Source organism: Cryptosporangium phraense (assembly GCF_006912135.1).
GTDB lineage: Bacteria > Actinomycetota > Actinomycetes > Mycobacteriales > Cryptosporangiaceae > Cryptosporangium > Cryptosporangium phraense.
Map to the genome: position 1 here is coordinate 458,378 of NZ_VIRS01000001.1, position 25,000 is coordinate 483,377.

Annotated in this window: 27 protein-coding genes; 10 read left to right on the forward strand and 17 right to left on the reverse strand. The window is 71.5% G+C overall.

Annotated elements, in window-relative coordinates:
- Window positions 1-96: 96 nt before the first annotated feature.
- From FL583_RS02115 to hsaA, 5 genes are read right to left on the reverse strand one after another with little or no spacing between them, the layout of a single operon-like run.
- Entirely contained in the window at window positions 97-285 is a 189-nt protein-coding gene (locus FL583_RS02115) for a hypothetical protein (protein WP_142702701.1), read from the reverse strand.
- Window positions 286-342: 57 nt separating this feature from the next.
- Window positions 343-867 (reverse strand): 3-hydroxy-9,10-secoandrosta-1,3,5(10)-triene-9,17-dione monooxygenase reductase subunit, encoded by a 525-nt coding sequence (hsaB, locus tag FL583_RS02120; RefSeq protein ID WP_276611529.1) that lies wholly within the window; start codon window positions 865-867, stop codon window positions 343-345.
- On the reverse strand, window positions 854-1,750 hold the full coding sequence (hsaC, locus tag FL583_RS02125) for an iron-dependent extradiol dioxygenase HsaC (RefSeq protein ID WP_142702703.1): 897 nt from the start codon (window positions 1,748-1,750) through the stop codon (window positions 854-856). Before hsaC ends, hsaB begins: the two co-directional genes overlap by 14 nt.
- Entirely contained in the window at window positions 1,747-2,589 is an 843-nt protein-coding gene (hsaD, locus tag FL583_RS02130) for a 4,5:9,10-diseco-3-hydroxy-5,9,17-trioxoandrosta-1(10),2-diene-4-oate hydrolase (RefSeq protein ID WP_170323442.1), read from the reverse strand. The genes hsaC and hsaD overlap by 4 nt, the downstream gene beginning before the upstream one ends.
- A gap of 14 nt (window positions 2,590-2,603) precedes the next feature.
- Complete coding sequence (hsaA, locus tag FL583_RS02135; protein WP_142702705.1) at window positions 2,604-3,782, reverse strand: 3-hydroxy-9,10-secoandrosta-1,3,5(10)-triene-9,17-dione monooxygenase oxygenase subunit; 1,179 nt, start codon at window positions 3,780-3,782, stop codon at window positions 2,604-2,606.
- A gap of 96 nt (window positions 3,783-3,878) precedes the next feature.
- Between hsaA and FL583_RS02140 the strand changes: the two genes are divergently transcribed.
- From FL583_RS02140 to FL583_RS02155, 4 genes are read left to right on the forward strand one after another with little or no spacing between them, the layout of a single operon-like run.
- Complete coding sequence (locus FL583_RS02140; protein WP_142702706.1) at window positions 3,879-5,021, forward strand: 3-ketosteroid-9-alpha-monooxygenase, oxygenase component; 1,143 nt, start codon at window positions 3,879-3,881, stop codon at window positions 5,019-5,021.
- The gene (locus FL583_RS02145) at window positions 5,018-5,263 is read left to right on the forward strand and encodes a hypothetical protein (RefSeq protein WP_142702707.1); all 246 of its coding nucleotides are present in this window, start codon (window positions 5,018-5,020) and stop codon (window positions 5,261-5,263) included. The genes FL583_RS02140 and FL583_RS02145 overlap by 4 nt, the downstream gene beginning before the upstream one ends.
- The gene (locus tag FL583_RS02150; RefSeq protein WP_142702708.1) at window positions 5,260-6,276 is read left to right on the forward strand and encodes a ferredoxin--NADP reductase; all 1,017 of its coding nucleotides are present in this window, start codon (window positions 5,260-5,262) and stop codon (window positions 6,274-6,276) included. The genes FL583_RS02145 and FL583_RS02150 overlap by 4 nt, the downstream gene beginning before the upstream one ends.
- Window positions 6,276-6,773 carry a nitroreductase family deazaflavin-dependent oxidoreductase gene (locus tag FL583_RS02155; protein WP_142702709.1) on the forward strand — a complete coding sequence of 166 codons (498 nt, stop codon included), beginning with the start codon at window positions 6,276-6,278 and terminating at the stop codon, window positions 6,771-6,773. Before FL583_RS02150 ends, FL583_RS02155 begins: the two co-directional genes overlap by 1 nt.
- Here the strand turns inward: FL583_RS02155 and FL583_RS02160 are convergent.
- Window positions 6,691-7,617 (reverse strand): LysR family transcriptional regulator, encoded by a 927-nt coding sequence (locus FL583_RS02160; protein WP_142702710.1) that lies wholly within the window; start codon window positions 7,615-7,617, stop codon window positions 6,691-6,693. The genes FL583_RS02155 and FL583_RS02160 overlap by 83 nt on opposite strands.
- A gap of 115 nt (window positions 7,618-7,732) precedes the next feature.
- Between FL583_RS02160 and FL583_RS02165 the strand changes: the two genes are divergently transcribed.
- Window positions 7,733-8,467: an SDR family NAD(P)-dependent oxidoreductase gene (locus FL583_RS02165; RefSeq protein ID WP_142702711.1), complete on the forward strand. Its 735-nt coding sequence runs from the start codon at window positions 7,733-7,735 to the stop codon at window positions 8,465-8,467.
- A gap of 13 nt (window positions 8,468-8,480) precedes the next feature.
- Window positions 8,481-9,104, forward strand: a complete 624-nt coding sequence (locus FL583_RS02170) for an NADPH-dependent F420 reductase (protein ID WP_142702712.1) — start codon at window positions 8,481-8,483, stop codon at window positions 9,102-9,104.
- Between the two features lie 805 nt (window positions 9,105-9,909).
- Here the strand turns inward: FL583_RS02170 and FL583_RS02175 are convergent.
- Both FL583_RS02175 and FL583_RS02180 read right to left on the reverse strand, forming a co-directional pair.
- Window positions 9,910-10,617, reverse strand: coding sequence for an alpha/beta hydrolase (locus FL583_RS02175; RefSeq protein WP_142702713.1), 708 nt, complete (start codon window positions 10,615-10,617; stop codon window positions 9,910-9,912).
- A 63-nt stretch (window positions 10,618-10,680) separates the two neighbouring features.
- The gene (locus FL583_RS02180; protein ID WP_142702714.1) at window positions 10,681-11,352 is read right to left on the reverse strand and encodes a hypothetical protein; all 672 of its coding nucleotides are present in this window, start codon (window positions 11,350-11,352) and stop codon (window positions 10,681-10,683) included.
- Between the two features lie 405 nt (window positions 11,353-11,757).
- On the opposite strand from FL583_RS02180, the gene FL583_RS02185 reads away from it, so the two are divergent.
- Complete coding sequence (locus FL583_RS02185; RefSeq protein WP_205751783.1) at window positions 11,758-12,375, forward strand: class I SAM-dependent methyltransferase; 618 nt, start codon at window positions 11,758-11,760, stop codon at window positions 12,373-12,375.
- On the opposite strand, the gene dmpG is transcribed toward FL583_RS02185, so the two are convergent.
- From dmpG to FL583_RS02200, 3 genes are read right to left on the reverse strand one after another with little or no spacing between them, the layout of a single operon-like run.
- Window positions 12,324-13,361, reverse strand: coding sequence for a 4-hydroxy-2-oxovalerate aldolase (gene dmpG, locus FL583_RS02190; protein WP_142702715.1), 1,038 nt, complete (start codon window positions 13,359-13,361; stop codon window positions 12,324-12,326). The two genes, FL583_RS02185 and dmpG, sit on opposite strands and share 52 nt — an antisense overlap.
- Complete coding sequence (locus FL583_RS02195) at window positions 13,358-14,236, reverse strand: acetaldehyde dehydrogenase (acetylating) (RefSeq protein ID WP_170323436.1); 879 nt, start codon at window positions 14,234-14,236, stop codon at window positions 13,358-13,360. Before FL583_RS02195 ends, dmpG begins: the two co-directional genes overlap by 4 nt.
- The gene (locus tag FL583_RS02200; RefSeq protein WP_142702716.1) at window positions 14,233-15,057 is read right to left on the reverse strand and encodes a 2-keto-4-pentenoate hydratase; all 825 of its coding nucleotides are present in this window, start codon (window positions 15,055-15,057) and stop codon (window positions 14,233-14,235) included. The genes FL583_RS02195 and FL583_RS02200 overlap by 4 nt, the downstream gene beginning before the upstream one ends.
- Window positions 15,058-15,165: 108 nt before the next feature.
- On the opposite strand from FL583_RS02200, the gene kstD reads away from it, so the two are divergent.
- From kstD to FL583_RS02215, 3 genes are read left to right on the forward strand one after another with little or no spacing between them, the layout of a single operon-like run.
- Complete coding sequence (kstD, locus tag FL583_RS02205) at window positions 15,166-16,830, forward strand: 3-oxosteroid 1-dehydrogenase (RefSeq protein WP_142702717.1); 1,665 nt, start codon at window positions 15,166-15,168, stop codon at window positions 16,828-16,830.
- Window positions 16,831-16,836: 6 nt separating this feature from the next.
- Window positions 16,837-17,601 carry an SAM-dependent methyltransferase gene (locus tag FL583_RS02210; protein ID WP_205751784.1) on the forward strand — a complete coding sequence of 255 codons (765 nt, stop codon included), beginning with the start codon at window positions 16,837-16,839 and terminating at the stop codon, window positions 17,599-17,601.
- A 24-nt stretch (window positions 17,602-17,625) separates the two neighbouring features.
- Window positions 17,626-18,738: a low temperature requirement protein A gene (locus FL583_RS02215; RefSeq protein WP_205751785.1), complete on the forward strand. Its 1,113-nt coding sequence runs from the start codon at window positions 17,626-17,628 to the stop codon at window positions 18,736-18,738.
- Between the two features lie 21 nt (window positions 18,739-18,759).
- On the opposite strand, the gene FL583_RS02220 is transcribed toward FL583_RS02215, so the two are convergent.
- Genes FL583_RS02220 through FL583_RS02245 form a run of 6 tightly spaced genes read right to left on the reverse strand, consistent with a single transcriptional unit; the run spans window position 18,760 to window position 24,842 of the window.
- The gene (locus FL583_RS02220; RefSeq protein WP_205751786.1) at window positions 18,760-20,160 is read right to left on the reverse strand and encodes an FAD-binding oxidoreductase; all 1,401 of its coding nucleotides are present in this window, start codon (window positions 20,158-20,160) and stop codon (window positions 18,760-18,762) included.
- A gap of 51 nt (window positions 20,161-20,211) precedes the next feature.
- Window positions 20,212-21,378 (reverse strand): lipid-transfer protein, encoded by a 1,167-nt coding sequence (locus tag FL583_RS02225; RefSeq protein ID WP_142702718.1) that lies wholly within the window; start codon window positions 21,376-21,378, stop codon window positions 20,212-20,214.
- The gene (locus FL583_RS02230; protein WP_142702719.1) at window positions 21,375-21,743 is read right to left on the reverse strand and encodes a MaoC/PaaZ C-terminal domain-containing protein; all 369 of its coding nucleotides are present in this window, start codon (window positions 21,741-21,743) and stop codon (window positions 21,375-21,377) included. The genes FL583_RS02225 and FL583_RS02230 overlap by 4 nt, the downstream gene beginning before the upstream one ends.
- The gene (locus FL583_RS02235; protein WP_142702720.1) at window positions 21,740-22,633 is read right to left on the reverse strand and encodes a bifunctional MaoC family dehydratase N-terminal/OB-fold nucleic acid binding domain-containing protein; all 894 of its coding nucleotides are present in this window, start codon (window positions 22,631-22,633) and stop codon (window positions 21,740-21,742) included. The genes FL583_RS02230 and FL583_RS02235 overlap by 4 nt, the downstream gene beginning before the upstream one ends.
- The gene (locus FL583_RS02240; RefSeq protein WP_142702721.1) at window positions 22,630-23,808 is read right to left on the reverse strand and encodes an acyl-CoA dehydrogenase family protein; all 1,179 of its coding nucleotides are present in this window, start codon (window positions 23,806-23,808) and stop codon (window positions 22,630-22,632) included. The genes FL583_RS02235 and FL583_RS02240 overlap by 4 nt, the downstream gene beginning before the upstream one ends.
- Window positions 23,793-24,842 carry an acyl-CoA dehydrogenase family protein gene (locus tag FL583_RS02245; protein WP_142702722.1) on the reverse strand — a complete coding sequence of 350 codons (1,050 nt, stop codon included), beginning with the start codon at window positions 24,840-24,842 and terminating at the stop codon, window positions 23,793-23,795. Before FL583_RS02245 ends, FL583_RS02240 begins: the two co-directional genes overlap by 16 nt.
- Window positions 24,843-25,000: the final 158 nt, after the last annotated feature.

Here is a 25,000-nt window from a genome sequence, read left to right on the forward strand (position 1 = left end):
CGCACGGCGGGGAGGCTACGAATCGGCCCTGAGCGGCCGGTGAGCTCAGCCCACCACGCGGTTCTCAGCCTTCACGCGGTCCCGGCTCAGCGTTCGCTAAGCGGAGAAGCGCACCTGCGCGGCCACCTCTCCGCCGGAGTGGAGCGCGGAGAAGTCGCCCTGCTCCAGCACGGTCAGCCCGGTCCGGCGGCTCACGACGAACCGCCGGCCGCAGTCCGGATCGGAACAGACGAACAGCACCTCACCGGACGCGCGAGCCTCGATCGTCAGCTGGTGCTCGTTCATCGCCGCCTCCGGGCGTCTGGATGGGCATCGGGTGCCCGTTCCGGCGATGATCACACCTCAGATCCAGTCGTCGGGCTCCGGCCACCCGTACCAGGGCTCCGGATCGGACGTCGCGGTGTACCGGCCCCGGTGGAACAGCAGCGGCGTGTGCCCGGCGCCGGGGGCCTCCAGCGCCTCCACGCGCCCGACGACGACGTGGTGGTCGCCGCCCGGATATACCGCCTCGACCGTGCAGTCGATCCAGGCCAGCACGCCGTCGAGCACCGGCGACCCGGACGGCGAGGGGCTCCACGGCACCACGTCGAACTTGTCGGTGCGCCGGGCTCCGAACACCGCGCTCACCTCGGCCTGGTCGGCCGCCAGCACGTTGACGCAGAACGTGCCGGCCCGGGCGATCACCGGCCAGGTCCGCGACGACGCCCCGGGGCAGAACACGACCAGCGGCGGGTCCAGCGACAACGCCGCGAACGACTGGCACGCGAAGCCGGCCGGTTCCCCGTCCAGAGAAGCGGTCACCACGGTCACGCCGGTGCAGAACTGCCCGAGCACCGACCGGAACGTCGCCGAATCAGGAGGCGCCAACACTGAAGTCGTGCCCCCAGAGGCTCACCGCGGTGCTCTCCCGCGCCACCCAGTCCGTGTCGTCCACTTCGCGGCCGCCGGTGCCGAACTCCACGTCGAACCCGCCCGGCGTCTTCATGTAGAACGACAGCATCAGGTCGTTGACGTGCCGGCCCAGCGTCGCCGACATCGGCACCCGGTACCGTCGCGCCCGGTCGAGCGCGAGCCCGACGTCGTCGGTGTCTTCGACCTCGACCATCAGGTGCACGATGCCGGACGGCGTCGGCATCGGCAGGAACGCCAGGCTGTGGTGCCGCGGGTTGCAGCCGAAGAACCGCAGCCAGGCCGGCGGCCCGTCGGCCGGCCTCCCCACGGCCACGGCCGGAAGCCGCATCGAGTCGCGGAGCCGAAAACCCAGCACGTCCCGGTAGAAGTGCAGGGCCTCCTCGTCGTCGCGGGTCGACAGCACGACGTGCCCGAGGCCTTGCTCACCGGTGACGAACCGGTGCCCGTACGGCGACACCACCCGCCGGTGCTGCAGCGCGACCCCGGAGAACACCTCCTGGGTGTTCCCGGACGGGTCCTCGAACAGGATCAGCCCGGTCACCTTCCGGGACGCGAGCTGCTCGTGCGTTCCCGCCTTCCACGGCACGCCGGCCTCGTCCAGACGCCGGGCGATGTCCTGCAGCCCCTCCTCGTCCGCGGTCTCCCAGCCGGTCGCCGCCAGCCGATCGGCCTCCCCGGCCACGATCACCAGCCGGGCCGGGAAGTCGTCCATCCGGAGGTGCAGCTCCCCGGGTGGCGCGTCGCGCCCCTCGACCATCCCCAGCACCTTCAGCCCGTACGTCCGCCAGGCCTCCAGGTCCGTGCACTCGATCCGCAGGTACCCGAGAGACTTGATCATCGGAGAAACTCCTCCGTCAGCCGGTTGAACTCGTCGAACTTCTCCACCTGCACCCAGTGACCGCACCTGCTGAAGACGTGCAGTTGGACGTCCGGCAGCTGCTTGAGTGCCACCAACGCACCGTCCAGCGGGTTCACGCGGTCCTCGCGCCCCCAGATCAGGAGCGTCGGTTGCGTCACCCGGTGCGCCTCCCGCCAGAGCTGACCCTCCTCCGGGTGCCGGAAGAACGACATCCCCAGCGCGGTCATCGCGGCCAGCGACTCCGGGTCGCTCGCCACCGCGAACCGCTCGGCCACCAGCTCGTCGGTGATCAGCTTCTGGTCGAACACCAGCGTGCGCAGGAACGCCCTGAGCTTCTCCGGGGTGGGCCCGGGCGGCGCGCCGAACGCCCCCAGCCGCTGCACGCCCGCGGTCGGATCGGCCGAGAACACGTTGAGGCCGAGGCCACCCGGTGCCATCAGCACGAGCCGGCGCGCCCGCCCGGGATGGTTCAGCGCGAACCGGGTCGAGACTCCGCCGCCGAGCGAGTTGCCCACCAGGTCCACTTCGTCCAGCCCCAGGACGTCCAACAGTTCGGCCAGGACGGAAGCGGCGAACGTGAAGTACTGAGGATGCTCGGCGAGCTTCGCGGAGCGTCCGAAACCAGGCATGTCGACGGCGAGGACCCTCGCCGACCGGGAGAAGACCTCGAGGTTGCGTCCGAAGTTGCTCCAGGCGCTCGCGCCGGGTCCGCCGCCGTGCAGCAGCACGACCGGCGGCCGGTCCCCGGCCTCGCCGGCGTCGTGGTAATGCACCTGGAGTCCGGACGCGACCGTCACCGTGTGGCTGGTGCTCTCCAGCAGGGGGACGCTCATCAGAACATCCCGTCGGTGACCTGGAGCCCCAGCTCGACCCGTCCGTACATCACCAGGGCCTTCTCGACGTCGTTGGCCGCGTGGACGCGGGCCGCGTGGGCGTCGCGCCAGTAGCGCTGGATCGGCGCGCTGGCGTTGATCGCCTTGCCCCCGGCGCTCTCGTAGAGGCTGTCGGTGGCCTCGATCGCCGCCGTGCTGCCGAGGACCTGGTCGCGGCGGGCGCGCAGCCGCAGGTCGACCGGGATTTTCGCGTGGTCGGTGGCCAGCGCGTACTCCTCGTTGATGTCGCGTTCGAGCTGGAGCCAGGCGGCGTCGATGGCGGCCGCCGCCCTGGCCACCCGGACCTGGGCGAACGGATCGTCCTTGGCCTTCTCGCCCAGGTAGGACGCGCGGACGCGGCTACGCGTGTGGCCGACATAGGCCTCGTAGGCGCCGTCGGCCATGCCGATCAGCGGCGCGGTGATCGCGAACGGGTGGATCGTGCCGTACGGCATCCGGAACAGCGGCCCGTCGTTGACCTCCTGGCCCGGGCACCGGACCTTCATCGTGTTCTGGAACGACAGCGTGCGGTGCTCGGGCACGAAGACGTCCTCGATCACGACGTCGTTGGAGCCGGTGCCGCGTAGGCCGACCGTGTCCCACACGTCGTCGATCGTGTAGTCGGAGCGCGGGACCAGGAACGTGCGGAAGTCGACCGGCTTGCCGTCGGGGCCCAGCACCAGACCACCGACGAGGACCCAGGTGGCGTGGTCGGACCCGGACGAGAAGCTCCAGCGGCCGGTGAACCGGTAGCCGCCGTCGACCGGGGTCGCCCGGCCCTGCGGGGCGTACGAGCTGGAGATGCGGGTGTCGAGGTCTTCCGCCCAGACCTCGCGCTGGGCCTCGTCGGCGAACAGGCCGACGTGCCAGGGGTGGACGCCGAGCACGGACGCGACCCAGCCGGTCGACCCGCAGGCGCTCGCGATCAGGCGGACCGCGCGGTAGAAGTACAGCGGGTGCGTCTCGTGGCCGCCGTAGCGGGCCGGCTGCAGCAGACGCAGGACGCCGCTCTCCTGGATCGCCTGGATCGACGCGGCCGGCACCTTACGGAGCTCTTCCGCCTCGGTCGCGCGCTCGTTGAGCGCGGGCAGGATGTCGCGAACCGCATCCAGCACCTTGTCGCCGACGCTGCTGTCCATCGCTGCGATCTCCGTCCATCGGGTGCGGGTAGTCTAGAACACGTTCTAGTCTATAACCTGTTCTATCTGACAGCCCGACGGATCGGGAGGATCGGCATGACGCTGACGAGCTCCGACGGAGACGTCCGGACGATCGACACCGGGGCGCCCCCGGCGCGGTACGCGCGGGGCTGGCACTGCCTGGGGTTGGCCGAGACGTTCCGGGACGGTGCACCGCACGCGGTGCAGGTGTTCGGCACCAAGCTCGTGGTCTTCGCCGACAGCGCCGGGGCGCTCCACGTCCTCGACGGCTACTGCCGGCACATGGGCGGCGATCTGACCCAGGGGACGATCAAGGGCGACGAGGTCGCCTGCCCGTTCCACGACTGGCGCTGGGGCGGCAACGGCCGGTGTGTCAGCATCCCCTACGCCCGGCGGGTTCCGCCCCGGGCTCGCACGCGCACCTGGCTGACGCTCGAGCGCAACGAGCAGTTGTTCGTCTACAACGACCCGGAGGGCAATCCCCCGCCGCCGGGGGTGGAGATCCCCTCGATCCTCTCTCCTTCGGAGCGGGATCAGTGGAGTGCCTGGACCTGGGATTCGATCCTGGTCGAGGGGGCCAACTGCCGGGAGATCATCGACAACGTCGTCGACATGGCGCACTTCTTCTACATCCACCACGCGTTCCCGGTGTTCTTCAAGAACGTGTTCGAGGGCCACGTCGCCTCGCAGTACCTGCACTCGCGGGCCCGGGCCGACACCGGCCTCGGCGCCGGCAGCGACCCCGGCGACCTGCTGAAGTCCGAGGCGTCGTACTACGGACCGTCGTACATGATCGACTACCTGACGAACGAGATGGCCAACGGCTTCTCGCTCGACACGATCCTGATCAACTGCCACTACCCGGTGACGCCGACGTCGTTCCGGCTGCAGTGGGGCCTGATGGTCAAGAACATCCCGGGCGTCGACGAGGTGACGTCGAACAAGATCGCCCGCAAGCTGACGAAGAGCTACGGGGTCGGGTTCCTGCAGGACGTCGAGATCTGGCGCAACAAGACGCCGATGGACAACCCGCTGCTGTGCGAGGAGGACGGGCCGGTCTACCAGCTCCGTCGCTGGTACGAGCAGTTCTACGTGGACGCGGCCGACGTGACCGGCGACATGGTGGCGCGGTTCGAGTTCGAGGTCGACACGACCCGGGCGGTCGAGACGTGGGAGGCGGAAGTCGCCGAGAACCTGGCTCGAACGGGCGACTCGTGACCCGGGCTCTCGACCCGGTCCGGGACGAGCAGCTGCACGGCGGGTTCCGGCCGGTCAGGTGCGGGGCGTGCACGACGACCGTGCTGGTGCGGCGGTCGTCGCCCCAGCAGACGTCGATCCAGTGGCCGGCGTCGGCGGCCTGCCCCGCGCTGCTCGACCGGGACGCATCGGGGACGCCGGTGGTGCACTGCGCGTCGGTGATGGCGGCGATCGGTGCCGCGGCTCGACGGGGCGATGTGTGACGTCGTACTCGCTGCGGGTCGCGTCGGTGGTGGCCGAGACGGCGGACGCCCGGTCGTTCGTCCTGGACGTGCCGCCGGAGCTGGCCGACGTGTTCGCGCACGAGCCGGGGCAGTTCCTGACCGTACGGGCCGCGTCGGTGGCGCGGTGCTATTCGCTGTGCAACGCGCCCGGCTCGCCGCTGACGATCACGGTCAAGCGGACCGTGGACGGGTTCGGGTCGGCCTGGATGTGCTCGTCGGTCGCCGAGGGCGACGTGCTGGAGGTGCTGCCGCCGGCCGGGCGGTTCACCCCGCGGTCGCTGGATGGATCGTTTCTGCTGGTCGCGGCCGGGAGCGGCATCACGCCGGTGCTGGGGATCCTGCGGACCGTGCTGGCGTCCGGATCCGGGACCGTGACGCTGTTCTACGCGAACCGGGACGAGCAGTCGGTGATCTTCGCCGGGGTGCTGCGAGAGCTGGCGGCCTCGTATCCCTCGCGGCTCCGGGTCGTGCACTGGCTGGAGTCGGTGAGCGGGTTGCCGTCGGCGGCCGCGTTGGAGGGGCTCCTGTCTCCGTTCGCGTCCGGGGCCGAGGTGTTCCTGTGCGGGCCGACGCCGTTCATGGAGGCGGTGGAGACGGCGCTGCGGTCGACGGACGTCGCCCGGGTGCACGTCGAGAAGTTCCAGTCGTTGGCCGAGGACCCGTTCGTGGCGTCGGCCGAGTCGTCGGTCGCGTCGTCGGTCGCGTCGTCGTCCGAGGAGGGTTTTGCGCTGGACGTCGAGATCGACGGGGCGGCCCACTCGCTGACCTGGCCGGCGGAACGCCGGATGCTCGACGTGCTGGTCGAGCACGGCCTGTCGGCGCCGTCGTCGTGCCGGGAGGGCCGGTGCGGGGCGTGCACGTGCCTGCTGCTGGACGGTGAGGTGGAGATGGTGAACAACGAGGTGCTGGATTCGGTGGACCTCGCCGACGGCTACGTCCTGGCCTGCCAGTCGCTGCCCAAGGTGGGCCCGTTCCGGGTGTCGTACGAGTGATGGACGCGCGCCCGGCCCAGCTGGACTCACCCGTCCTGCCGCGGCTCTTCAAGTACACCGGGAAGGCCTGGGTGGCCGTGTACCGGCTGACCAGGGGTCGCATCGGCGGCAAGTGGCGGATCGGCGCGGGGTGGCGCAAGCCGGTGCCGGTCCTGCTGCTCGATCACCGCGGCCGGAAGTCCGGCCGGCAGTACACGGTTCCGGTGCTGTACGTGGAGCACGGGTCGTCGCTGGTCGTGGTCGCGTCGCAGGGCGGGCGAGCCGAGCATCCGCAGTGGTACCGGAACCTGGTGGCGTCCCCGGAGACGTCGGTGCAGGTGCGGGGCTCGCGTCGGGCGGTGCGGGCGGCGGTGGCCACGGGCGCGGAGCGGGCCGAGCTCTGGGAGCTGGCCGTGTCGGTCTACGCCGACTTCGCTACGTACCAGAGCTGGACCGACCGGGAGATCCCGGTGATAGTGCTGTCTCCGCTGGATCGAAGCTCCCGCACTCGGCCGTGACCTCGGCCGTCTGCAGGGCCGCGGCGACGAAGTCGTCGATCACCGGCGACGTGCGCGAGGCCGCGACCGCGAGGCACACCTGATCGGACGCCAGGTCGGCGACCGGCACGTAGCTGATGTCGGGGCGCGAGTAGAACACGGTCTCCGAACGCCCCACGAACGAGACGCCCCGACCGGCGGCGACGTGCTCGAGCTTCTCCTCCACTCCCCGCACCCGGAGCCCGGAGTCGGGGTGCGGGCGCCGGGTGGGCTGCGCGCTCGGCCCGGCCGGCCAGATCAGCGGCTCACCGGCCAGGTCGGCCTCGGCGATCTGCTCCTTGCCGGCCAGCCGATGGCCGACCGGTAGCACCGCCACCTGCGGCTCGGTGTAGAGCGGGATCACGCGCAGGCCGGTCTCGTCGATCGGCAACCGCACGTAGCCGACGTCGATGCGGCCGTCGAGCAGCATCGCGGCCTGGTCGTCCCACTCGAGCCGCTGCACGTCGACCACGACGTCGGGATGCCGGACCTCGAACGCACGGGCCGCCGGGATCACCGGGATGCCGGTGCGGAAACCGACCATCAGCCGCCGGCCGCCGCGGGCGGCCACCGACACCCGGCGGCGGACCGCCTGGGCGGAGGCCAGCAGCGGACCGGCGTCGGCCAGCAACTGATGGCCGGCCTCGGTGAGCGTGACGCCGTGCCGGTCGCGGGTGAACAGCTCGGCGCCGAGTTCGTGCTCCAGCGCGCGGATCTGCCTGCTGAGCACCGGCTGGGCGATGTGCAGATCGTCGGCGGCGCGGCCGAAGTGCAGCCGCTCGGCCACCGCGGCGAAGTAGCGCAGCTTGCGCAGGTCCAGATCCATGGTGCCTCCCGGACCGGTGATGCCCTCACGGTATCACCGCGTCCGAAAGAGGTCTTGGACGGTCGATCGGGCCGGTGGCACGGTCGATTGCGTAGCCAATTCAACGGAGCACATCGTGGGAAAGCTCGACGGCAAGGTCGCGGTAATCACCGGCGGGTCCAGCGGCCTGGCCCTGGCCGGCGCCAAACTATTCGTCGAAGAAGGTGCGTACGTCTTCATTCTGGGCCGACGACAGGACGCCTTGGACGAGGCCGTTTCGCAGATCGGCCGGAACGTCACCGCGGTCCAGGGTGACGCGGCCGAATTGGACGACCTGGACCGGTTGTTCGACACGGTCGAGCGGGAAAAAGGCTCGATCGACGTGCTGTGGGCCAGCGCCGGAATGGGTGAACCCGCGGTTCTCGGCGAGATCACCGAGGAACAGTTCGACCGCGCGTTCCGGCTCAACGCGCGCGGCACGCTGTTCACCGTGCAGAAGGCGTTGCCGCTGATCAACGACCACGGCTCGATCCTGATGACCGGGTCCAACGCCTCGCTCGGCGCCTTCCCGGGCTGGAGCCTCTACGCCGGGAGCAAGGCGGTTCAGCAGGCCTGGGCCCGCGTCTGGCTCAACGAACTGCGCGACCGCAAGATCCGGGTCAACGTCCTGACCCCGGGCCAGGTCGCGACGGCCAAACAGGAAGAACTGTTCGACGAGGCCACCAAGGCCGCCTTCGAATCGCTCATTCCGCGGGGAGCAATGGGACGCCCCGACGAAATAGCCACCATCGCGCTGTTCCTCGCGTCCGACGACTCCAGTTACGTCAACGGGCTGGAACTGGTCGCCGACGGCGGAACCACCGCTATCTGAATAGGAAATTCTCATGAGCAGCATCACTCTTGTCGGTACCGGAAACATGGCCCGGGCCATCGGCACGCTCGCGGTGGCGGGCGGGAACACGGTCGAGGTCATGGGCCGTGATCAGGCCAAGGCTTCGGAGTTGGCCGAGACCCTGGGCGGCGGGACGACGACGGGCCAGTGGCTCGCGGTGCCGGCCGGGGACATCGTCATCACGGCCCTGCTGGCCGACGGCGTGGTGCCGGTCGTCGCCGAGTTCGGGGACGCGCTGGCCGGCAAGGTCGTCGTCGACATCAGCAACCCGTTCAACGCCACGTTCGACGGGCTGTCGCACGGAGAGGAGACGTCGATCGCGCGGGAGGCGTCCAAGGTGGCTCCGGCCGGGGCGAGCGTGGTGAAGGCGTTCAACACGATCTTCCGGAACGTGCTGGAGAACGGCCGGCCGGAGGTGTTCGTCGCCGGCGACGATGCGTCGGCCAAGGCGGCGGTGGGGGCGTTCGTCGAGAGCCTGGGGTTGCGTCCGCGGGACGTGGGCGGCCTGGCGATGGCGCACTGGCTCGAAGGGATGGGGCTGGTGACGGTGAGTCTGGCGAACAACGGGGTCGGCCACTGGGATTTCGCACTCGGCGTCGACGAGTTCGCTCGCTGACGTCGAGGGCCGGGAAGCGTTGTCGCTTCCCGGCCCTCGGCTTCGGCTGGTGAGTCAGTTCCCGCGGTTCGGCGGGGCGCTCGATCGCGCCGCTGACGCGAGGGATGTTCCGCTCGCGACACTCCGGATCGTCTGTACGGCGCAGCGGGCTCCACCGCAACGTGGCCTGGCTCGCGACGGCGCCTGTCGCCGGCCGTGGATCCTGCTGCCCAGCCCGCCGCGTTTCGCCGTCCCGGCCGGGGGCTCGGCGATGTTGCTCGGGCCGTCTTCGTCCGGGTGCCAGAGCAGGATCGTCGGGGTCAAGGAACGGGTGGCGCCTCGGCTCATGACGTCGGGGTGGACGGCTAGTTGTTCGGTGTGGTGGGTCGAGAGGTCGGCGAGCATCAGCGCTGAGCTGGTGTTGTAGCGGACGAAGCGATCGGCGGCTGTCGCCGAGCGGTCGTCGGCGATCGCGCCCGGTAGGGGCCATGCGCCGGTGCCGTCTCGGTGCTCGAGGTCCGGGGTGGCCGGCAGAATGCGGACGCCGGTGGTGTCCGGGGGGCGGCCCTGGGTGATCCGGACGTCTCCGGTCGGGCCCAGCCTCGGGCTGGACGGCCAGGCTACCCAGCGGTCGTTTGCGGCGACGTTCAGCGAGACTTTGCCGGCCGGCTGGGCGGATCCGTCGATCAGGCGGAGGTCACCGGTGGCCGGGGTCCATACCCGGATTCCGGTGGAGGTGCGCTCCGTTGGGAGCTCCGCTAGACGGCCGAGCGACCGTATAGCGCCCGCCCCACTCCACCCGAGCCCTCACCGCACCCACCCACGCCTACTCTTCGACCAAGCGCGCCTTCACCGCGGCCACCGCTCGGTGCACCGCTTCCCGCGACTCGTCCGTGTCATCGAGCACATCAAAGCTATGGCGCCCGTTCGGCACCTCCACGACCTCGACGTCTGCAGCCGCCGCCACGAACGACGCCACCCCCTCGGCCACCACCGGCTGCTCCAGCCCGGCCCTCGTCAGCACGATCGGCAACGCCCCGGCCGAGCGCACCGCCGACACCGGCCGGAATCGCTCGTCCACCGGCCACCCGGGCGGCACGGCCACCACCGGATACGACAGCGCGACACACCGCAGCCACTCCGCCGACGAAGAGAGCCAGTCCGCCGACAGCAACCCGCCCCCCGAGAAGAACCACAGCGCTATTCGCGACGGGTCCACGCGCGGGTCGGCGCGCACCGCGTCCACCGCCGCGGCCACGTCGGCGGCCGCAACCGGGTACCGCGTCGGATCGGTCAGCCCGTGCTCCACCACGACCGCGACCAGACCCTGCGACGACACCAACGACCCGTACCCCTGGAACAGCGGCCAGTCGCGCGGCCGTGGGGTCACCCCTGACGGCAACGGCCCGCCGTGCACGAACACCACCGCGGGCCGCGGCCCGTCGACGTCCGGATAGTAGAAATCGAGAGCGCCCCGGCGTGAAGCGACCACCGGCACGATCTTCACCACGAACGGCTTCAAGTGATCAGGCACGGCGCCGACGGTACGCAGCCGCCCGTTCCGGCAACACGCATTTTTGCCAACACCCAATTTTGCTCAGTACCGCCGGAACACGTACACCGCCGAATCCAGCTCGGGCGGCAGCACCAGCCCACTGAGCCGCGAATCCAGCTCGAACGAAAACCCCCGCTGCTTCCGGTACGCCGCCCAGTCCCCGGAGGCGTGCTCGTGCTTACTCCCGATCACGACGTACAACTGCACGCTCGGCGTAGCGAACACCGCCCGCTCGAACGAATTCCCGGCCGGCGGCCACGAGCACACCACCACCGGCGGCTGATACCGCCGCAACGCCCGCACCGCATCCAGCCGCTCCACCGAATCCCCGAAAGCGACCTGCGACCAGCTGTGGTCGTCCGTCGCCCGCACGGCCACCCCCGCCAACCCCAACAACCGCGACAACGTCCCGTCCCCGGCCGCGATCTCCAAACAGTCGCGCCCGTCGATCAGCGTCGCCAGCGCCTCGATCAGCTCCCGGGAGTAGAAGCAGTAGATGCCCTTCTTCTGCACCAGCGGCATCAGCAGCCGCTTCTGCCACACGAACGGCCACACCAGACGAAAGAGCCGCAGCGACACCGCCTTCCGGGTCAGCCCGGACGAGAACAGCAGCTTCTGCGCGACCCACCCGTTGAGCAGGTTGAACCGCACCCGCCCGGACTCGATCCCGGTCGCCGCCGACATCGCCAGCTGCCGCACGAGCGCCGTCGTCATCTGCCGCCGCACCTGCGCCCGCAACTCCTGCTCCCCGTCGAACGCCCCGCCCCGGCCAGACCGCCCACCCCGGCCAGACCCCTTACCGCGACCGGACCGCCCACCGCGCCCAGGCCGCGCCCCGCGGCCAGGCCCCGCGCTAGACGAGCCACTCCCCGCAGAGGACAACGCGTACGACGCCAGCTCCCCCCGCGCCGCGGCCGCCCCCACGTCCCGGGCCACGACCTCCCAGTCCGACGGGTACTCCGCGCGCAGTTCGTCCAGCGACGGCTCCCCCGCGAGCCACGTCCGCACGTCGGCTGTGTTCCGATACACCACCTAGGCCCCATCGGCACCAGATGAACAGAGTTGAGACTGTCCGGCCCCCGATTGCCGCCGGAAGCAAACCGCGTCATCGTGGTAGTCGTGCCAGCGTTCGCTCGTGATCCCGGGACGGCGGCGTACTACGACCAGCGCGCCGAAGAATACGACGAATGGTACGAGAGCCTCGGCCGGTTCGCGGCCCGCTCCCGCCCGGGCTGGTCCGGTGAGGTCGACGACCTGTGCCGCTTCGTCCACGCGCTCCCGCCCATGCGGACGCTCGACGTCGGCTGCGGCAGCGGCTTCCTGACCCGGCACCTGCAGGGCTACGTCGTCGCGCTCGACCAGAGCCCGTCGATGGTGGCCCTGGCCCAGCGACGGATGCCGCACGGCGTCGCGATGCGCGGTGACGCCCTCGACCTGCCGTTCGCCGACGACAGCTTCGACCGGGTCTTCACCGGGCACTTCTACGGCCACCTGCCGCCCGGCGAGCGCACCACGTTCCTGGCCGAGGCCCGCCGGGTCGCGCGGGAGCTCGTCGTCGTCGACACCGCACTCCAAGACGGTCACCCCGGCGAGCAGCAGCAGGAGCGCATCCTCAACGACGGCTCCCGCCACCACGTCTTCAAGCGGTTTCTCACCGCGGAGCAGCTCGCGAGCGAGATCGGCGGTCAGCCGGTGCTGACCGGCGACTGGTTCGTCGCCGCCACGGCCTCCCGCTGAATCTCCAGCGCGATGTCGATCAGCTGGTCCTCCTGGCCGCCGACCAGCTTCCGGGCCCCGGCCCGCACCAGGATCTCGGCGCCCGAGACGTCGTACCGCTCGGCCTGCCGGAACGCGTGCTTCAGGAAGCTCGAGTACACGCCGGCGTAGCCCATGATCAGCGCCATCCGGTCGAGCTTGCACTCCTCCGGCATCGTCGGCAGCACGACGTCCTCAGCGGCGTCGACGATGGCAAAGAAGTCGACCCCGGTCTCGATGCCGAGCTTGTCGCACACCCCGACGAACGCCTCCACCGGCGTGTTGCCCGCGCCGGCCCCGAACCGCCGGGTCGACCCGTCGATCTGGGCCGCCCCGGCCCGCACCGCCAGCACCGAGTTCGCGACGCCCAGCCCGAGGTTCTCGTGCCCGTGGAAGCCCACCGACGCATCCGAACCGAGCTCGGAGACCAGCGCCGAGACCCGGTCGCCGACCTGGTCCAGCACCAGCGCACCGGCCGAGTCCACCACGTACACGCACTGGCATCCGGCGTCGGCCATGATCCGCGCCTGCGCGGCCAGCGCTGATGGCGGCTGCGAGTGCGCCATCATCAGGAACCCGACGGTCTCCAACCCCAGCTCCCGGGCCAGCCCGAAGTGCTGGATCGACACGTCGGCCTCGGTGCAGTGCGTGGCCACCCGGCAGATCGACGCACCGTTGTCGGCTGCCGCCCGGATGTCGTCCTTCACTCCGACGCCGGGCAGCATGAGGAACGCGATCTTCGCCCGCTGGGCGACGGAGACCGCTACGGAAATCAGCTCCTGCTCCGGCGTGCGGCTGAACCCGTAGGTGAACGAGGACCCGCCCAGCCCGTCGCCGTGCGTCACCTCGATCACCGGCACCCCGGCCGCGTCCAGCGCGCCCACGACGGCCGCGACCTCGGACGACGTGAACTGGTGCCGCTTCGCGTGCGACCCGTCGCGCAGCGACGTGTCGGTGATCCGGATCATGCCGGCACCCCCTTGGACGCGAGTTCCGCGCCGACCCGGACGGCCGCCGCGGTCATGATGTCGAGGTTCCCGGCGTACGGCGGCAGGTAGTCGCCCGCGCCCTCCACCTCGATGAACACGCTCACCCGGGTGCGCCCGTCGACCTCGTCGAACTGCACCTCGTTCAGCAGCCGGTACCCGGGCACGTAGGTGGCCACGTCCGCCACCATCGCCGCCACCGAAGCAGCCACCGCGGAGAAGTCGGACCCCGAAGGGATCGCGCAGAAGATCGTGTCGCGCATGATCATCGGCGGCTCGGCCGGGTTCAGCACGATGATCGCCTTGCCCCGCTCGGCTCCGCCGATCGTCTCCAGCCCGCGGCTGGTCACCCGGGTGAACTCGTCGATGTTCGCCCGCGTCCCCGGACCGGCCGAGCGCGACGCGACCGTCGCGACGATCTCCGCGTACTGCACGGTCGCGGCCCGGGAGACCGCGGCCACGATCGGGATCGTCGCCTGCCCCCCGCAGGTGATCAGGTTGACGTTCGTCGCCCCGAGTTCGTCCCCCAGGTTCACCGGGGGGATGACCTGCGGTCCGACGGCCGCCGGGGTCAGGTCGACCGCGACGATGCCGGCCTCCGCGTACCGCGGTGCGTTCGCCCGGTGGACGTAGGCCGACGTCGCTTCGAAGACCAGATCCGGACGCTCGTCCTGAGCCAGTAGCCAGTCGACGCCACCGGCGCTGACCTCGAGCCCGGCGTCGGCCGCCCGCTTGAGGCCTTCGCTGTCGGGGTCGATGCCGATCATCCAGCGCGGCTCGATGGTGCCCGAGCGCAGCAGCTTGTACATGAGGTCGGTGCCGATGTTGCCGGATCCGACGATGGCCGCCGTGGTCACGATTCACCTCGCTGAGCAGGGATTTTCGCCAGCTGTGGGACGTCCGCAGGAGCAAACGTGAGCGTGACCGCGCCGAGGGGTCCGAACTCGGCGCGGAACCGGTCGCCGGGGCGAGCGTCGACGGCTCGGGTGCAGGAACCGGGCAGCACCACGTGACCGGCCCGCAGCCGGACGCCGAACCTCGCCACCGTGCGGGCGAGCCAGGCGACCGCGACCAGCGGATTGCCGAGCACGGCGGCGGAGGTGCCGGAACCGGCCGCCTCGTCGTTGCGGTAGAGCGCGACCGGGAGCGCGGTCAGGTCGACGCGCCGGGGGTCGAGCCGGGCCGCGCCGAGGACGAACCCGGCCGAGGACGCGTTGTCGGCGATCGTGTCGGGCAGGGCGATCTTCCAGTCGACGATGCGGCTGTCGATCAGCTCGAGCGCGGGCGCGATCGCCTCGGTGGCGGCCAGCGCCTGCTCCTCGGTGCAGTCTTCCGGCAGGTCGTCGCCGAGGATGAACCCGACCTCGGGCTCGACCCGGGGCAGCAGGTAGCGCCCGGTATCGACCGGGGTGTTCTCGGTGCACCGCATGTCGGCGAGCAGGTGGCCGTAGTCGGGCTCGTCGACGCCCATCATCTGCTGCATGGCCTTGGACGACAGGCCGACCTTGTGCCCGACGACCGGCGCGGTCCGGCGCTCGATGTTGAGCAGCTGGATCCGGTAGGCGTCGCCGACGTCGATGCCGGGATACGTCGTGATCAGCGGCGGGATCGCCACCCGGTCGCGCTCGGCGTCGCGCAGCGCGTCGGCGGCCGCCGCGAGGTCGGTGGAATCGAGCACCGGCGCTCCCCTCTGTGACCTAGAACGCGTTCTTTTTCGGACCGACGCCCACCATAGCGGTGCGCCCGGGTCAAACTATAACGTGTTCCAGAAACGGGAGGAGCGCCGATGTCGGAGAGCTACGACCTGGTCGTCGTGGGTGCCGGTGGGGCCGGGATGGCCGCGGCGCTGACCGCGGCCTCGGCCGGCCTGCGCACGATCGTGGTCGAGAAGGCGCCGCACTACGGCGGTTCGACCGCGCGCTCCGGCGGCGGGGTGTGGATCCCGAACAACCACGTGCTGGCCCGGGACGGCGTCCCGGACACCCCGGAGGCCGCCCGGACCTACCTGGACCACATCGTCGCGACGGCCGCCCAGCCCGGGGACTCCGACTTCGCCTCGCTCCGCGAGGCCTACCTGCGGCACGGCCCCGACATGCTCGCGCTCGTCGAACGCGAGACCCCGCTCCGGCTGGGCTGGGTGCGCGACTACTCCGACTACTACCCGGAAGCCCCAGGCGGACGCCCCGGGGGCCGGTCGATCGAGCCCCGCCCGCTGCCGTCCTCGGTGCTGGGCCGCTTGCGCCCGGGGCTGGAGCCGCCGTACCTGGCCGCGCGGAACGGGATGGCGATCACCCAGGCCGAATTCCGCTGGCTGAACCTGGTGCTGCGCCATCCGCGCGGTCTGCTGACCGCCGCCCGGGTCGGGGCCCGGCTCGGGGTGAGCCGGGCCCGTCGGCAGGAACTCCTGACGATGGGCCAGGCGCTGGCCGCCGGGCTGCGGGCCGGGCTGGCCCGGCACGACGTGCCGGTGTGGCTGTCGACGCCGATGCTGGAGCTGGTCGTCGCGGACGGACGCGTGACCGGGGTGCGGGTGGCGGCCCGGGGGGCCGAGCCGGAGGTACTGCTCGCGTCGCGCGGGGTCCTGCTGACGACCGGCGGGTTCGAGCGCGACGACACGATGCGCAAGCGCTACCAGAAGGAGCCGATCGGCACCGAGTGGACGGTGGGCGCCGAGGCGAACACCGGCGACGGGATCCGGTCGGCCCAGGAGCTCGGCGCCGCGGTGGAGCTGATGGACGACGCCTGGTGGGGGCCGTCGGTGCCGCTCCCCCGGGGTCCGTACTTCCTGCTGGCCGAGCGGACGTTGCCCGGTTGCGTGCTGGTCGACGTCGACGGGCAGCGGTTCGTGAACGAGGCGGCGCCGTACGTGGACGCGGTGCACGCGATGTACGCGTCGGATTCGCCCAAGGTGCCGACCTGGCTGGTGTTCGACCAGCGGTACCGCGACCGGTACCTGTTCACCGCGCGCGGGCCGCGCCAGCCGCTGCCGTCGTCGTGGTACCGGGCCGGGGTGGCGGCGAAGTCGTCGACGCTGGCCGGGCTGGCGTCGAAGATCGGGGTGCCGTCGTCGGCGCTGGCCGACACCGTGGCCCGCTTCAACGGGTTCGCGGCCTCGGGCCGGGACCTCGATTTCGGGCGGGGCGAGTCGGCCTACGACCGGTACTACGGGGACCCGCGGAACAAGCCCAACCCGTGCCTGGCGCCGCTGGAGAAGGCGCCGTTCCACGCGGTGAAGATCGTCCCCGGCGACCTGGGGACGAAGGGTGGCCTGGTGACCGACGAGCGCGCGCGGGTGCTGCGCGAGGACGGGTCGGTGATTCCCGGGCTGTACGCGGCCGGGAACTCGAGCGCGCTGGTGATGGGCCGGACGTACGCCGGGCCGGGGGCGACGCTGGGGCCGGCGATGACGTTCGGGTACCTCGCGGCGCTGGATGCGGCTGGTGCACTATAGACACTCGTGGCTCCCTCAGAAGCAGCGCCGCCCGGTATCGACGTCTCGGTGGCGCACCCGGCCCGGCGGTACGACTACTGGCTCGGCGGCACCGTCAACTTCGCGGCTGACCGGGCGTCCGGAGATGCGATCGCGGCCGCCTTCCCGCAGACGCGAACGGCGGCGATCGAGAACCGGCGTTTCCTCGGGCGGGCCGTCTCGTGGCTGTACCACGAGGCGGGCGTCCGGCAGTTTCTCGATGTCGGCACCGGGATCCCCGGCGTGGGGACGGTGCACGAGCTCGCGCCGGAGGCGCGGGTGGTCTACGTGGACAACGACCCGATCGTGCTGTTGCACTCGGCGCCGTTGCTCTCGGCGAACACGACCTACCTCGAGGGCGACCTGCGCGCGCCGGACGAGATCCTGGCCCGGGCGCCGATCGACTTCGACCAGCCGGTCGGGCTGCTGGTGGTCTCCGTGCTGCACTTCCTGGAGGACGCGGAGTCGCCCTACGCGCGGGTCGCCGCGCTGGTGGACGCGCTCGCGCCGGGCAGCTACCTCGCGCTGACCCACGGGACGATCGACCACCAGACGCCGGCCGAGCTCGAGGCGATGGCGCCGATCATGAAGGCGACGCCCGGGCAGTTCCGGTCGTTCGACGAAGTGTCGCGGTTCTTCGACGGGTTGACGCTGGTGCAGCCCGGTCTGGTGTCGATCGCGGACTGGCCCGAGCCCACCGGCCCGACGCCGGCCGAGGTCGCGATGTGGGGCGGTATCGGCCGGAAGCCGTAGCCCCCGAGACGTAGTCTCGCTCGCGTGAGCGAGCCGGTGGCGGAGAAGCGGGTCAGCTGGGCCGAACTGTTCTTCGACCTGGTCTTCGTCTATGCGGTGACCCGGATCTCGCTGCTCCTCGGAACGGACCACTCGGCGCTCGGGCTGCTGCGCGGGCTGATCGCGTTCGTGCCCGTGTACTGGCTCTGGGTGGGCACGGCGATCCAGACCAACCACCGGGACGTGGCCCGGCCGGTGCTGCGGATCGCGCTGTTCGCGGTGGCGCTGGTCGCGTTGTTCATGGCGCTGGCGCTGCCCGAGGTGTTCGCGGAGTCGGCGCTGTTGTTCGCGGTCGCGTACTGGATCGGCCGGTTCGTGCTCGCGGCCGTGTCGGTCAGCGGGCCGGGGCATCCGGTCGTCAGCCCGTACCTGGTCAGCGTGGTGGCCACCGGTCCGCTGCTGGTGGTCGGCGCGCTGCTGTCGCCCGGGCCGCGGACCGTGGTGTGGGCGCTGGCCGCGCTGATCGATCTGGCCACCCCGTGGTTGCTGCGCTCCCGGATGGCGTCGATCCACTTCGACGCCGCTCATCTCGCCGAGCGGTTCGGCCTGTTCGTGCTGATCGCGCTGGGTGAGTCGGTGGTGGTGATCGGCGAGTCGGCCGACGAGCACGGGCTGGACCTGGCCAGCGGAGTCGCCGTGGCCGGGGCGTTCGTGCTGGCCTGCGCGCTGTGGTGGGTGTACTTCCACTTCGCCGCCGACGCCGTGCGGCACGCGCTGGCGACGGCCGAGGTGCAGCTCGACATCACCCGGACCGTGCTCTCGTACGGGCACCTCTCGTTCATCGCCGCGATCGTCCTGGTGGCCGTGGGTCTGCACGAAGCGGTGGCGCGCCCCACCGAGCACGTGGGGTATCTGCTGGGCGCCGGCGTGGCGCTGTACCTGCTGACGTTCGGGTACACCCGCTGGCGGATGTTCCGGCTGGTCTCGAAGACCCGGGTGACCGCGGGGGTGGCGGCCCTGCTCGTGACGCTCGGGCTGCCGCTGATGCCCGCTCTGGCCGGGGTGGCGCTGCTCGCGGCCGTGGTGATCGCGCTGAACGTCTACGAGTGGCTCACCAACGACCGGATCAGCTGGCGGGCCCGCCTCCGCGAGCGGTGACGCGGAGACGGGCACCCGAGGTCAGCCGGCCGGCGGGATGTTGTGGTTGATGCGGAACAGGTTCTGCGGGTCGTAGGCCGTCTTGAGCTCCACCAGCCGGGCGTACGCGACCGGCTCGTAGGCCCTCTCGACCGCGTCGGCCGTGGTGTCGTAGCTGGTCAGAAAGTTGACGAACTTTTCGCCGGTCGACCACGGCGCCAGCGCGGCCAGCAGGCCCTCGAGCGGGCCGCGGAGCGCGTCCTTCATTCCCGGCTCGCCGGCCGCCCCCACGAAGCACTGGAACGGCGCGTCGCGGTGGGCGACCGCGTTCGGCACCTGGGGGTCGCGTCCGAGGGCGCCGCCGAACTGGCGGATCTCGACCAGCATGACCGCGGTGTCGACGTCCGGGCCGGCCGCGGCGACGAGGGCATCGGCCGCCTCCCGGGGGAACTCGCGGAGCATCGTCGAGAGCTCGTACACCGGCAACGGGTCGACCGGGTCGGAGTGGATCGCGGCCAGGCCGGTGTACGGCATCTCGGCGACCGTGTCGACGAGCCGGGGTCCGGCCGCGCGCAGCTCGTCGGCGATGCGCTCTCCGTCGGCCGCCGAGCCCAGGTAGGAGAAGCGGACGTGCAGGCTGAACCGGCCGCGCAGCGGCTCGGGGACGAACGGCGCCGGAGGCAGCCGGAGGAACGCGAACGAGAGCGTCAGCTCGTCGGGCGCGTCGGCGGCGAGCCGACGGTAGACGTCGAGCACCGCGTCGACGTGCTCGCCGCCGAAGTACATGGCGCCGCCGTACAGGCGGGTCACCGGCACCAGGCCGACCGTGAGCGAGGTGACCACGCCGAAGTTCCCCTTGGCGCCGCGCACGGCCCAGAACAGGTCGGGCTCGGTGTCGGCGTCGATCGTGCGCAGCTCGCCGTCGGGCGTGACGATCTCCGCGGCGAGCACGTGGTCGGCGGCGTAGCCGTACGTCCGGCCGAGCGCCGGGCTGAGGCCACCGCCGAGCGTGAAGCTCACGACGCCGACGTTCGTCGCCGAGCCGGCGATCGGCGCCAGCCCGTTCTCGGCGGCCGCGTCGATCAGGGCCTGCATGCGGGCCGCCGGGCCGACCGTCGCCGTGCGGGCGTCCGCGTCGATCGTGATGCCGTCCATCCGGCGGACGTTGATCATCACCGCGTCGTCGGCGGACACGGCGGCGCCGTGGCCGGTCGCCACGACCGCCACCGGGAGGTCCCGGGCGGCGGCGAACCGCACGGCGGCCTGCACGTCAGCGACCGTGGCGGCGCCGACCACCACGGCCGCGCGGTGGCTCAGGGCCAGGTTCCAGGTGGCGGTCTCCTCGTCGTACCGGTCGTCGCCCGGCTGCAGAACCGGGCCCGTCACGTCCGCGGCCAGGCGAGCCACGGCTCCCGGGTCCAGGGTCATCGTCTCCGTCGTCATGCAAAAAACCTGACCGGAGGCGAAGTCCCTCAATCCTTCAGTCCACAGTGTTCACTGGCCTGACACGTTGCTGAGGACCAGGCCGCTGGTCGGGACGCCGGTGCCGGCCGTCACCAGCACCACCTCGGCGCCGTCGATCTGGTTCACCGCGGTGCCCCGGAGTTGGCGGACACCCTCGGCGATCCCGTTCATACCGTGGATGTACGCCTCGCCGAGCTGCCCGCCGTGCGGGTTGGTCGGCAGCGCACCGTCCAGCCCCAGCGCACCCGAGGCGACGAACCCCGGGGCCTCTCCCCGGCCGCAGAAGCCCAGCTCCTCCAGCTGCATCAGCACGAACGGCGTGAAGTGGTCGTACAGCACGGCCACGTCGATGTCGGCCGGCGTCACTCCGGCCTGGGCCCAGAGCTGCCGGCCCACGACGCCGAGCTCCGGCAGCTGGGTCAGGTCGTCACGGTAGTAGCTCGTCATCAGGTACTCGTCGGTGCCGCTCCCCTGGGCCGCGCCCCGGATCACGACCGGCGCGTGCCGGAGATCCCGCCCGCGATCCAGAGACGTGACGACGACGGCCACCCCGCCGTCGCTCTCCTGGCAGCAGTCGAACAGCCGCAGCGGGTCGCAGATCCAGCGCGACGCCTGGTGCTCCTCCAGCGTGATCGGACGCTGGTAGAACCAGGCCGCCGGGTTCGTCGCCGCGTGCGCGCGCATCGTCACCGCGACCCGCCCGAGATCGGCGGTGGACGCCCCGTACGTGTGCAGGTACCGCTGGGCGAACATCGCCACCCAGCCGGCCGGCGTCGCGAGCCCGAACGGATACGCCCACCCGGCGTCCACCCCGGACGACGTCGGGGCCAGCGCGAGTCCCTGCTGCACCTGCCCGAACCGGTGGCCGGACCGTTCGTTGAACGCCCGGTAGCAGACCACGACCTTCGCCGCCCCGGTCGCGACCGCCATCGCCGCCTGCTGGACGGTCGCGCAGGCCGCTCCGCCGCCGTAGTGAATCCGGCTGAAGAACGTCAGCTCGGGGATGCCCAGTTCCCGGGCGACCGCGATCTCGGTGTTGTTGTCCTGGGTGAACGTGACCAGCCCGTCGACGTCGGCGGCGGTGAGGCCGGCGTCGTCCAGGGCCGCGCGGATCGCCTGCACGGCGAGTTTGAGCTCGCTGCGACCGGAGTCCTTGGAGAAGTCGGTGGCGCCGATGCCCACCAGAGCCGCTGTCACCGCGTCACCTCCACCGTGCCGCGGACGTGGTCGCCGCGGCTCACCCGGCCCACCACCGTGACGGTCGTGACCCCGTCGTCCACCGACGTCACCGACCCGGAGAACGTCAGCCGGTCGTACGCGTAGCAGGGCACGCCGAGGCGAATCTTGACCCGGCCGACCCGGGCGGACGGCCCGGCCCAGTCGGTGACGTACCGCTGGACCAGCCCGGTCGTCGTCAGGATGTTGACGAAGATGTCCTGCGAGCCGCGCGCCACGGCCAGGTCGCGGTCGTGGTGCACCTCCTGGAAGTCGCGGGTCGCGAGCGCGGTGCTCACGACGAACGTCGGCGTGACGTCGATGCTCAGTTCCGGCAGGTCGGTCATCGCGCCCGCCAGGCCGGGAGCGTCAACGAGTCGTCGATCTTCTGCCAGAACACCTCGACCGGCGTGCCGATCCGCACGTCGTCGACGACCTCTCCGAGCATGCGGACGCCTTCCTCGAGCTCCACCAGCGCGACGACGTACGGAGCCGCCCGACCGGGCACCGGCGGGTGGTGGTGCACGACGTAGCTGAAGACCGTGCCGCGGCCGCCGGACACCACGAACCCGACCGCGTCCGAGCCGCACGACAGGCAGAACGGCCCGGGCGGATGCCGTAGCGCCCCGCACTCGCCGCACCGCTGGATGCGCAGCTCGTTCGCCGCCGTGCCGGCCCAGAAGAACTCGGTGTCCCGGCTGATCACCGGCCTCAGGACCGGTGATGGCGCGGCGGCGCGCGGCTTGAACTTCAGCACCCGCCAGGCCATTTCGGCCACCGGCTCGTCGTCGACGTACCAGGTGTTGTGGGTGGTCACGAACCAGCCTTCGCCGAGCGCGGTCTGCTTCGGGCCGGTGACCTCGCCGAGCCGCGAGCGCACGCTCACCAGCTCACCCGGCTCCAGGTAGCGGTGGTAGGTCTGGTCGCAGTCGGTCGCGACGATCGACGGGTACCCGGCCTCGGTGAGCGCCGTGAGCATCAGCCAGAGCGGGTCGTCGGCGTCGCGGACCCGGCCCAGCCCGGGCATCGTCCAGACCTGGATCATCGCCGGCGGCGCGACGATCCCGGGATGCCCGGCGGCTGTCGCGGCCTCCGGCGACACGTAGACCGGGTTCGCGTCGCCGAGCGCGTCCAGCCAGGCGTGCATGGTCGGGACGTTCACCGGGTCACGGGCGACGAACGGCTCGCTCTCGCCACGGGCCCGGATCTCCTCCGCGGCCGCCAGGATGTCGGTCATCGGGGAACCCTCTCCAGCCCGAGGCCCGCGGTGGCGATGAGCTCGCGCTGGATCTCGTCCACGCCGCCGCCGAACGTCAGGACCGTGTTGCGTTTGCGTTGGACGTCGAGCCAGCGGAGCAGTGCGGCGGTCTCCGGGTCGGCCGGATCGCCGTGCCGGACGACCACGTCTTCGAGCAGCGGGCCGATCCACTGCACCGCCTGAGCGCCGAAGACCTTGGTGGCCGAGGCGTCGGCGATCTCCCCCGGGCCGAGTTCACGTCCGGCGGACGCTGCCACCTGCCAGTTGAGGAGCTCGTTGGCGCGCTGGAACGCGTGCACCCGCCCGAGCGAGCGGCGCACGTCGGGGAGCGAGAGCAACGGCTCGCCCGACGGCGTGGACCGCGACGACGCCCACTCGCGCACCCGGTCGAGCAGCCCGCCGATCCGGCCGGCCGGGCCGAGCATCACCCGCTCGTGGTTGAGCTGCGTGGTGATCAGGCGCCAGCCCCGGTTCTCCTCGCCCACCAGCATCCCCACCGGGACCCGGACGTTCCGGTAGTAGGTCGCGTTGACGTGATGCGCGCCGTCCGAGGTGATGATCGGCGTCCACGAGTAGCCCGGGTCCGTGGTGTCGACGATCAGGATCGAGATCCCGCGGTGCTTCGGCGCGTCCGGATCGGTGCGGCAGGCCAGCCAGACGAAGTCGGCGTCGTGACCGCCGGTCGTGAAGATCTTCTGCCCGTCGACGACGTAGTCGGAGCCGTCGAGCACGGCCCGGGTCTTCAGGGACGCCAGATCCGTGCCGGCCTCGGGCTCGGTGTAGCCGATCGCGAAGTGCACCTCGCCGCGCAGGATCGCGGGCAGGAAACGCTCGCGTTGGGCGTCGGTTCCGTACTTCTGCAGGGTCGGACCGACGGTCTCCAGCGTCACCGACGGCAGCGGGACGTCGGCCCGGGCCGCTTCGTTGACGAACAGCTGCTGTTCGACCGGCCCCAGCCCCCGCCCGCCGTACTCGACCGGCCAGCCGAGCCCGAGCCAGCCGTCCGCGCCGAGCCGACGGATCAGCGCGCGGTACTCCGGCCCGTGCCGGTCGACGAGCATCGCCTCCCGGTCGGCGGGTGAGAGCACCCCGGCGAAGTACTTGCGGAGCTCGTCGCGCAACGTCCGCTGCGACTCGGTCAGTTCGATGAACACACGTACTGCCCTCCGAGACGGTCGAGCGTGTTCTCCGGGCCGCCGACCAGCCGGGCCAGGTCGCTGGCGGCGGCCGAGTACCGGTGCAGCGGGTAGTCGCGGTCGAGCCCGAGGCCGCCGTGCAGGTGGTGGCACCTCCCGATCGCGCGGGGCAGTTCGGTGGCCACCCAGTACGCGGCGATCTCGCCGTCGGTGGCCGGGTCGGGCCGGGAGAGCTGCCAGATCGCCGACTGGGCTAGCAGGTGCAGCGTCCGGGACGCCAGGTAGACCTCGGCGACCTCCTGGGCGACGGCCTGGAACGTCGCCAGCGGCCGCCCGAACTGCTCGCGCGCCCCGACGTGGGCCACGGTCAGCGCCAGCGCGCCCGCGAGCAGGCCGTCGGCGTAACTGGCGGCACCGGCCACGGCCAGCCGGTACAGGTCGTCCACCGCGGCCGCGTCGCCGACCAGCGCCGAAGCCGGGACGGACACCTCGTCGAACGAGACCCGGTACGGGGCGGCCGGCCCGGCGCCGGGCGTCCGCATGATCGACACGCCGGGCGTGCGCGGGTCGACGGCGAGCAACCCCGGCGATCCGGAGAGGGTCACCGGCACCAGGACACGCTCGGCGGCCTCGGCGTCGGGGACGCCGACCTTGACCCCGGCGACGGTGAACCCGCCGGCCGACCGCACGGCGGTCGCCCGCGGCAGCGACGGGAAGGCCGACGACGGCTCGTGCAGCGCCGCGGTCAGCACCGCGTGGTCGTCGATCACCCGGGGCAGCGGCTCCAGGTGACCCGCGCGGGCGAGCGGTAACGCGCCCAGCATCAGCGTGGCCAGCGCCGGGGTGGCCGCGGCGGCCCGGCCGAGTTCGGTCAGCACCGCGGCGGCCCCGGCCGGCCCCAGGTCGTCGCCGCGGACGTCGGCCGGGAGCGCGATCTCGACGAGGCCGGCGTCGACGAGCGCGGCCCAGAGCTCGGACGCGGGAGCCCGGCCGATCACCAGCGCGGTCAGCTCGGCCGCTTCGTGCAGGGACGGGTCGGGGGTGAAATCCACACTGGCCTCCCTGCGCCGCGAATCCGCCTCGATACTAGAACACGTTCTATCAGGCCACGAGGCCCCCGCGCGTGACCTGTGATGGTTTCTGTACCGTTAGCAGTCGTCGATCGCCCGTTACGTCCGCGTCAACTCACGTCGGCACTAGAACGTGTGAC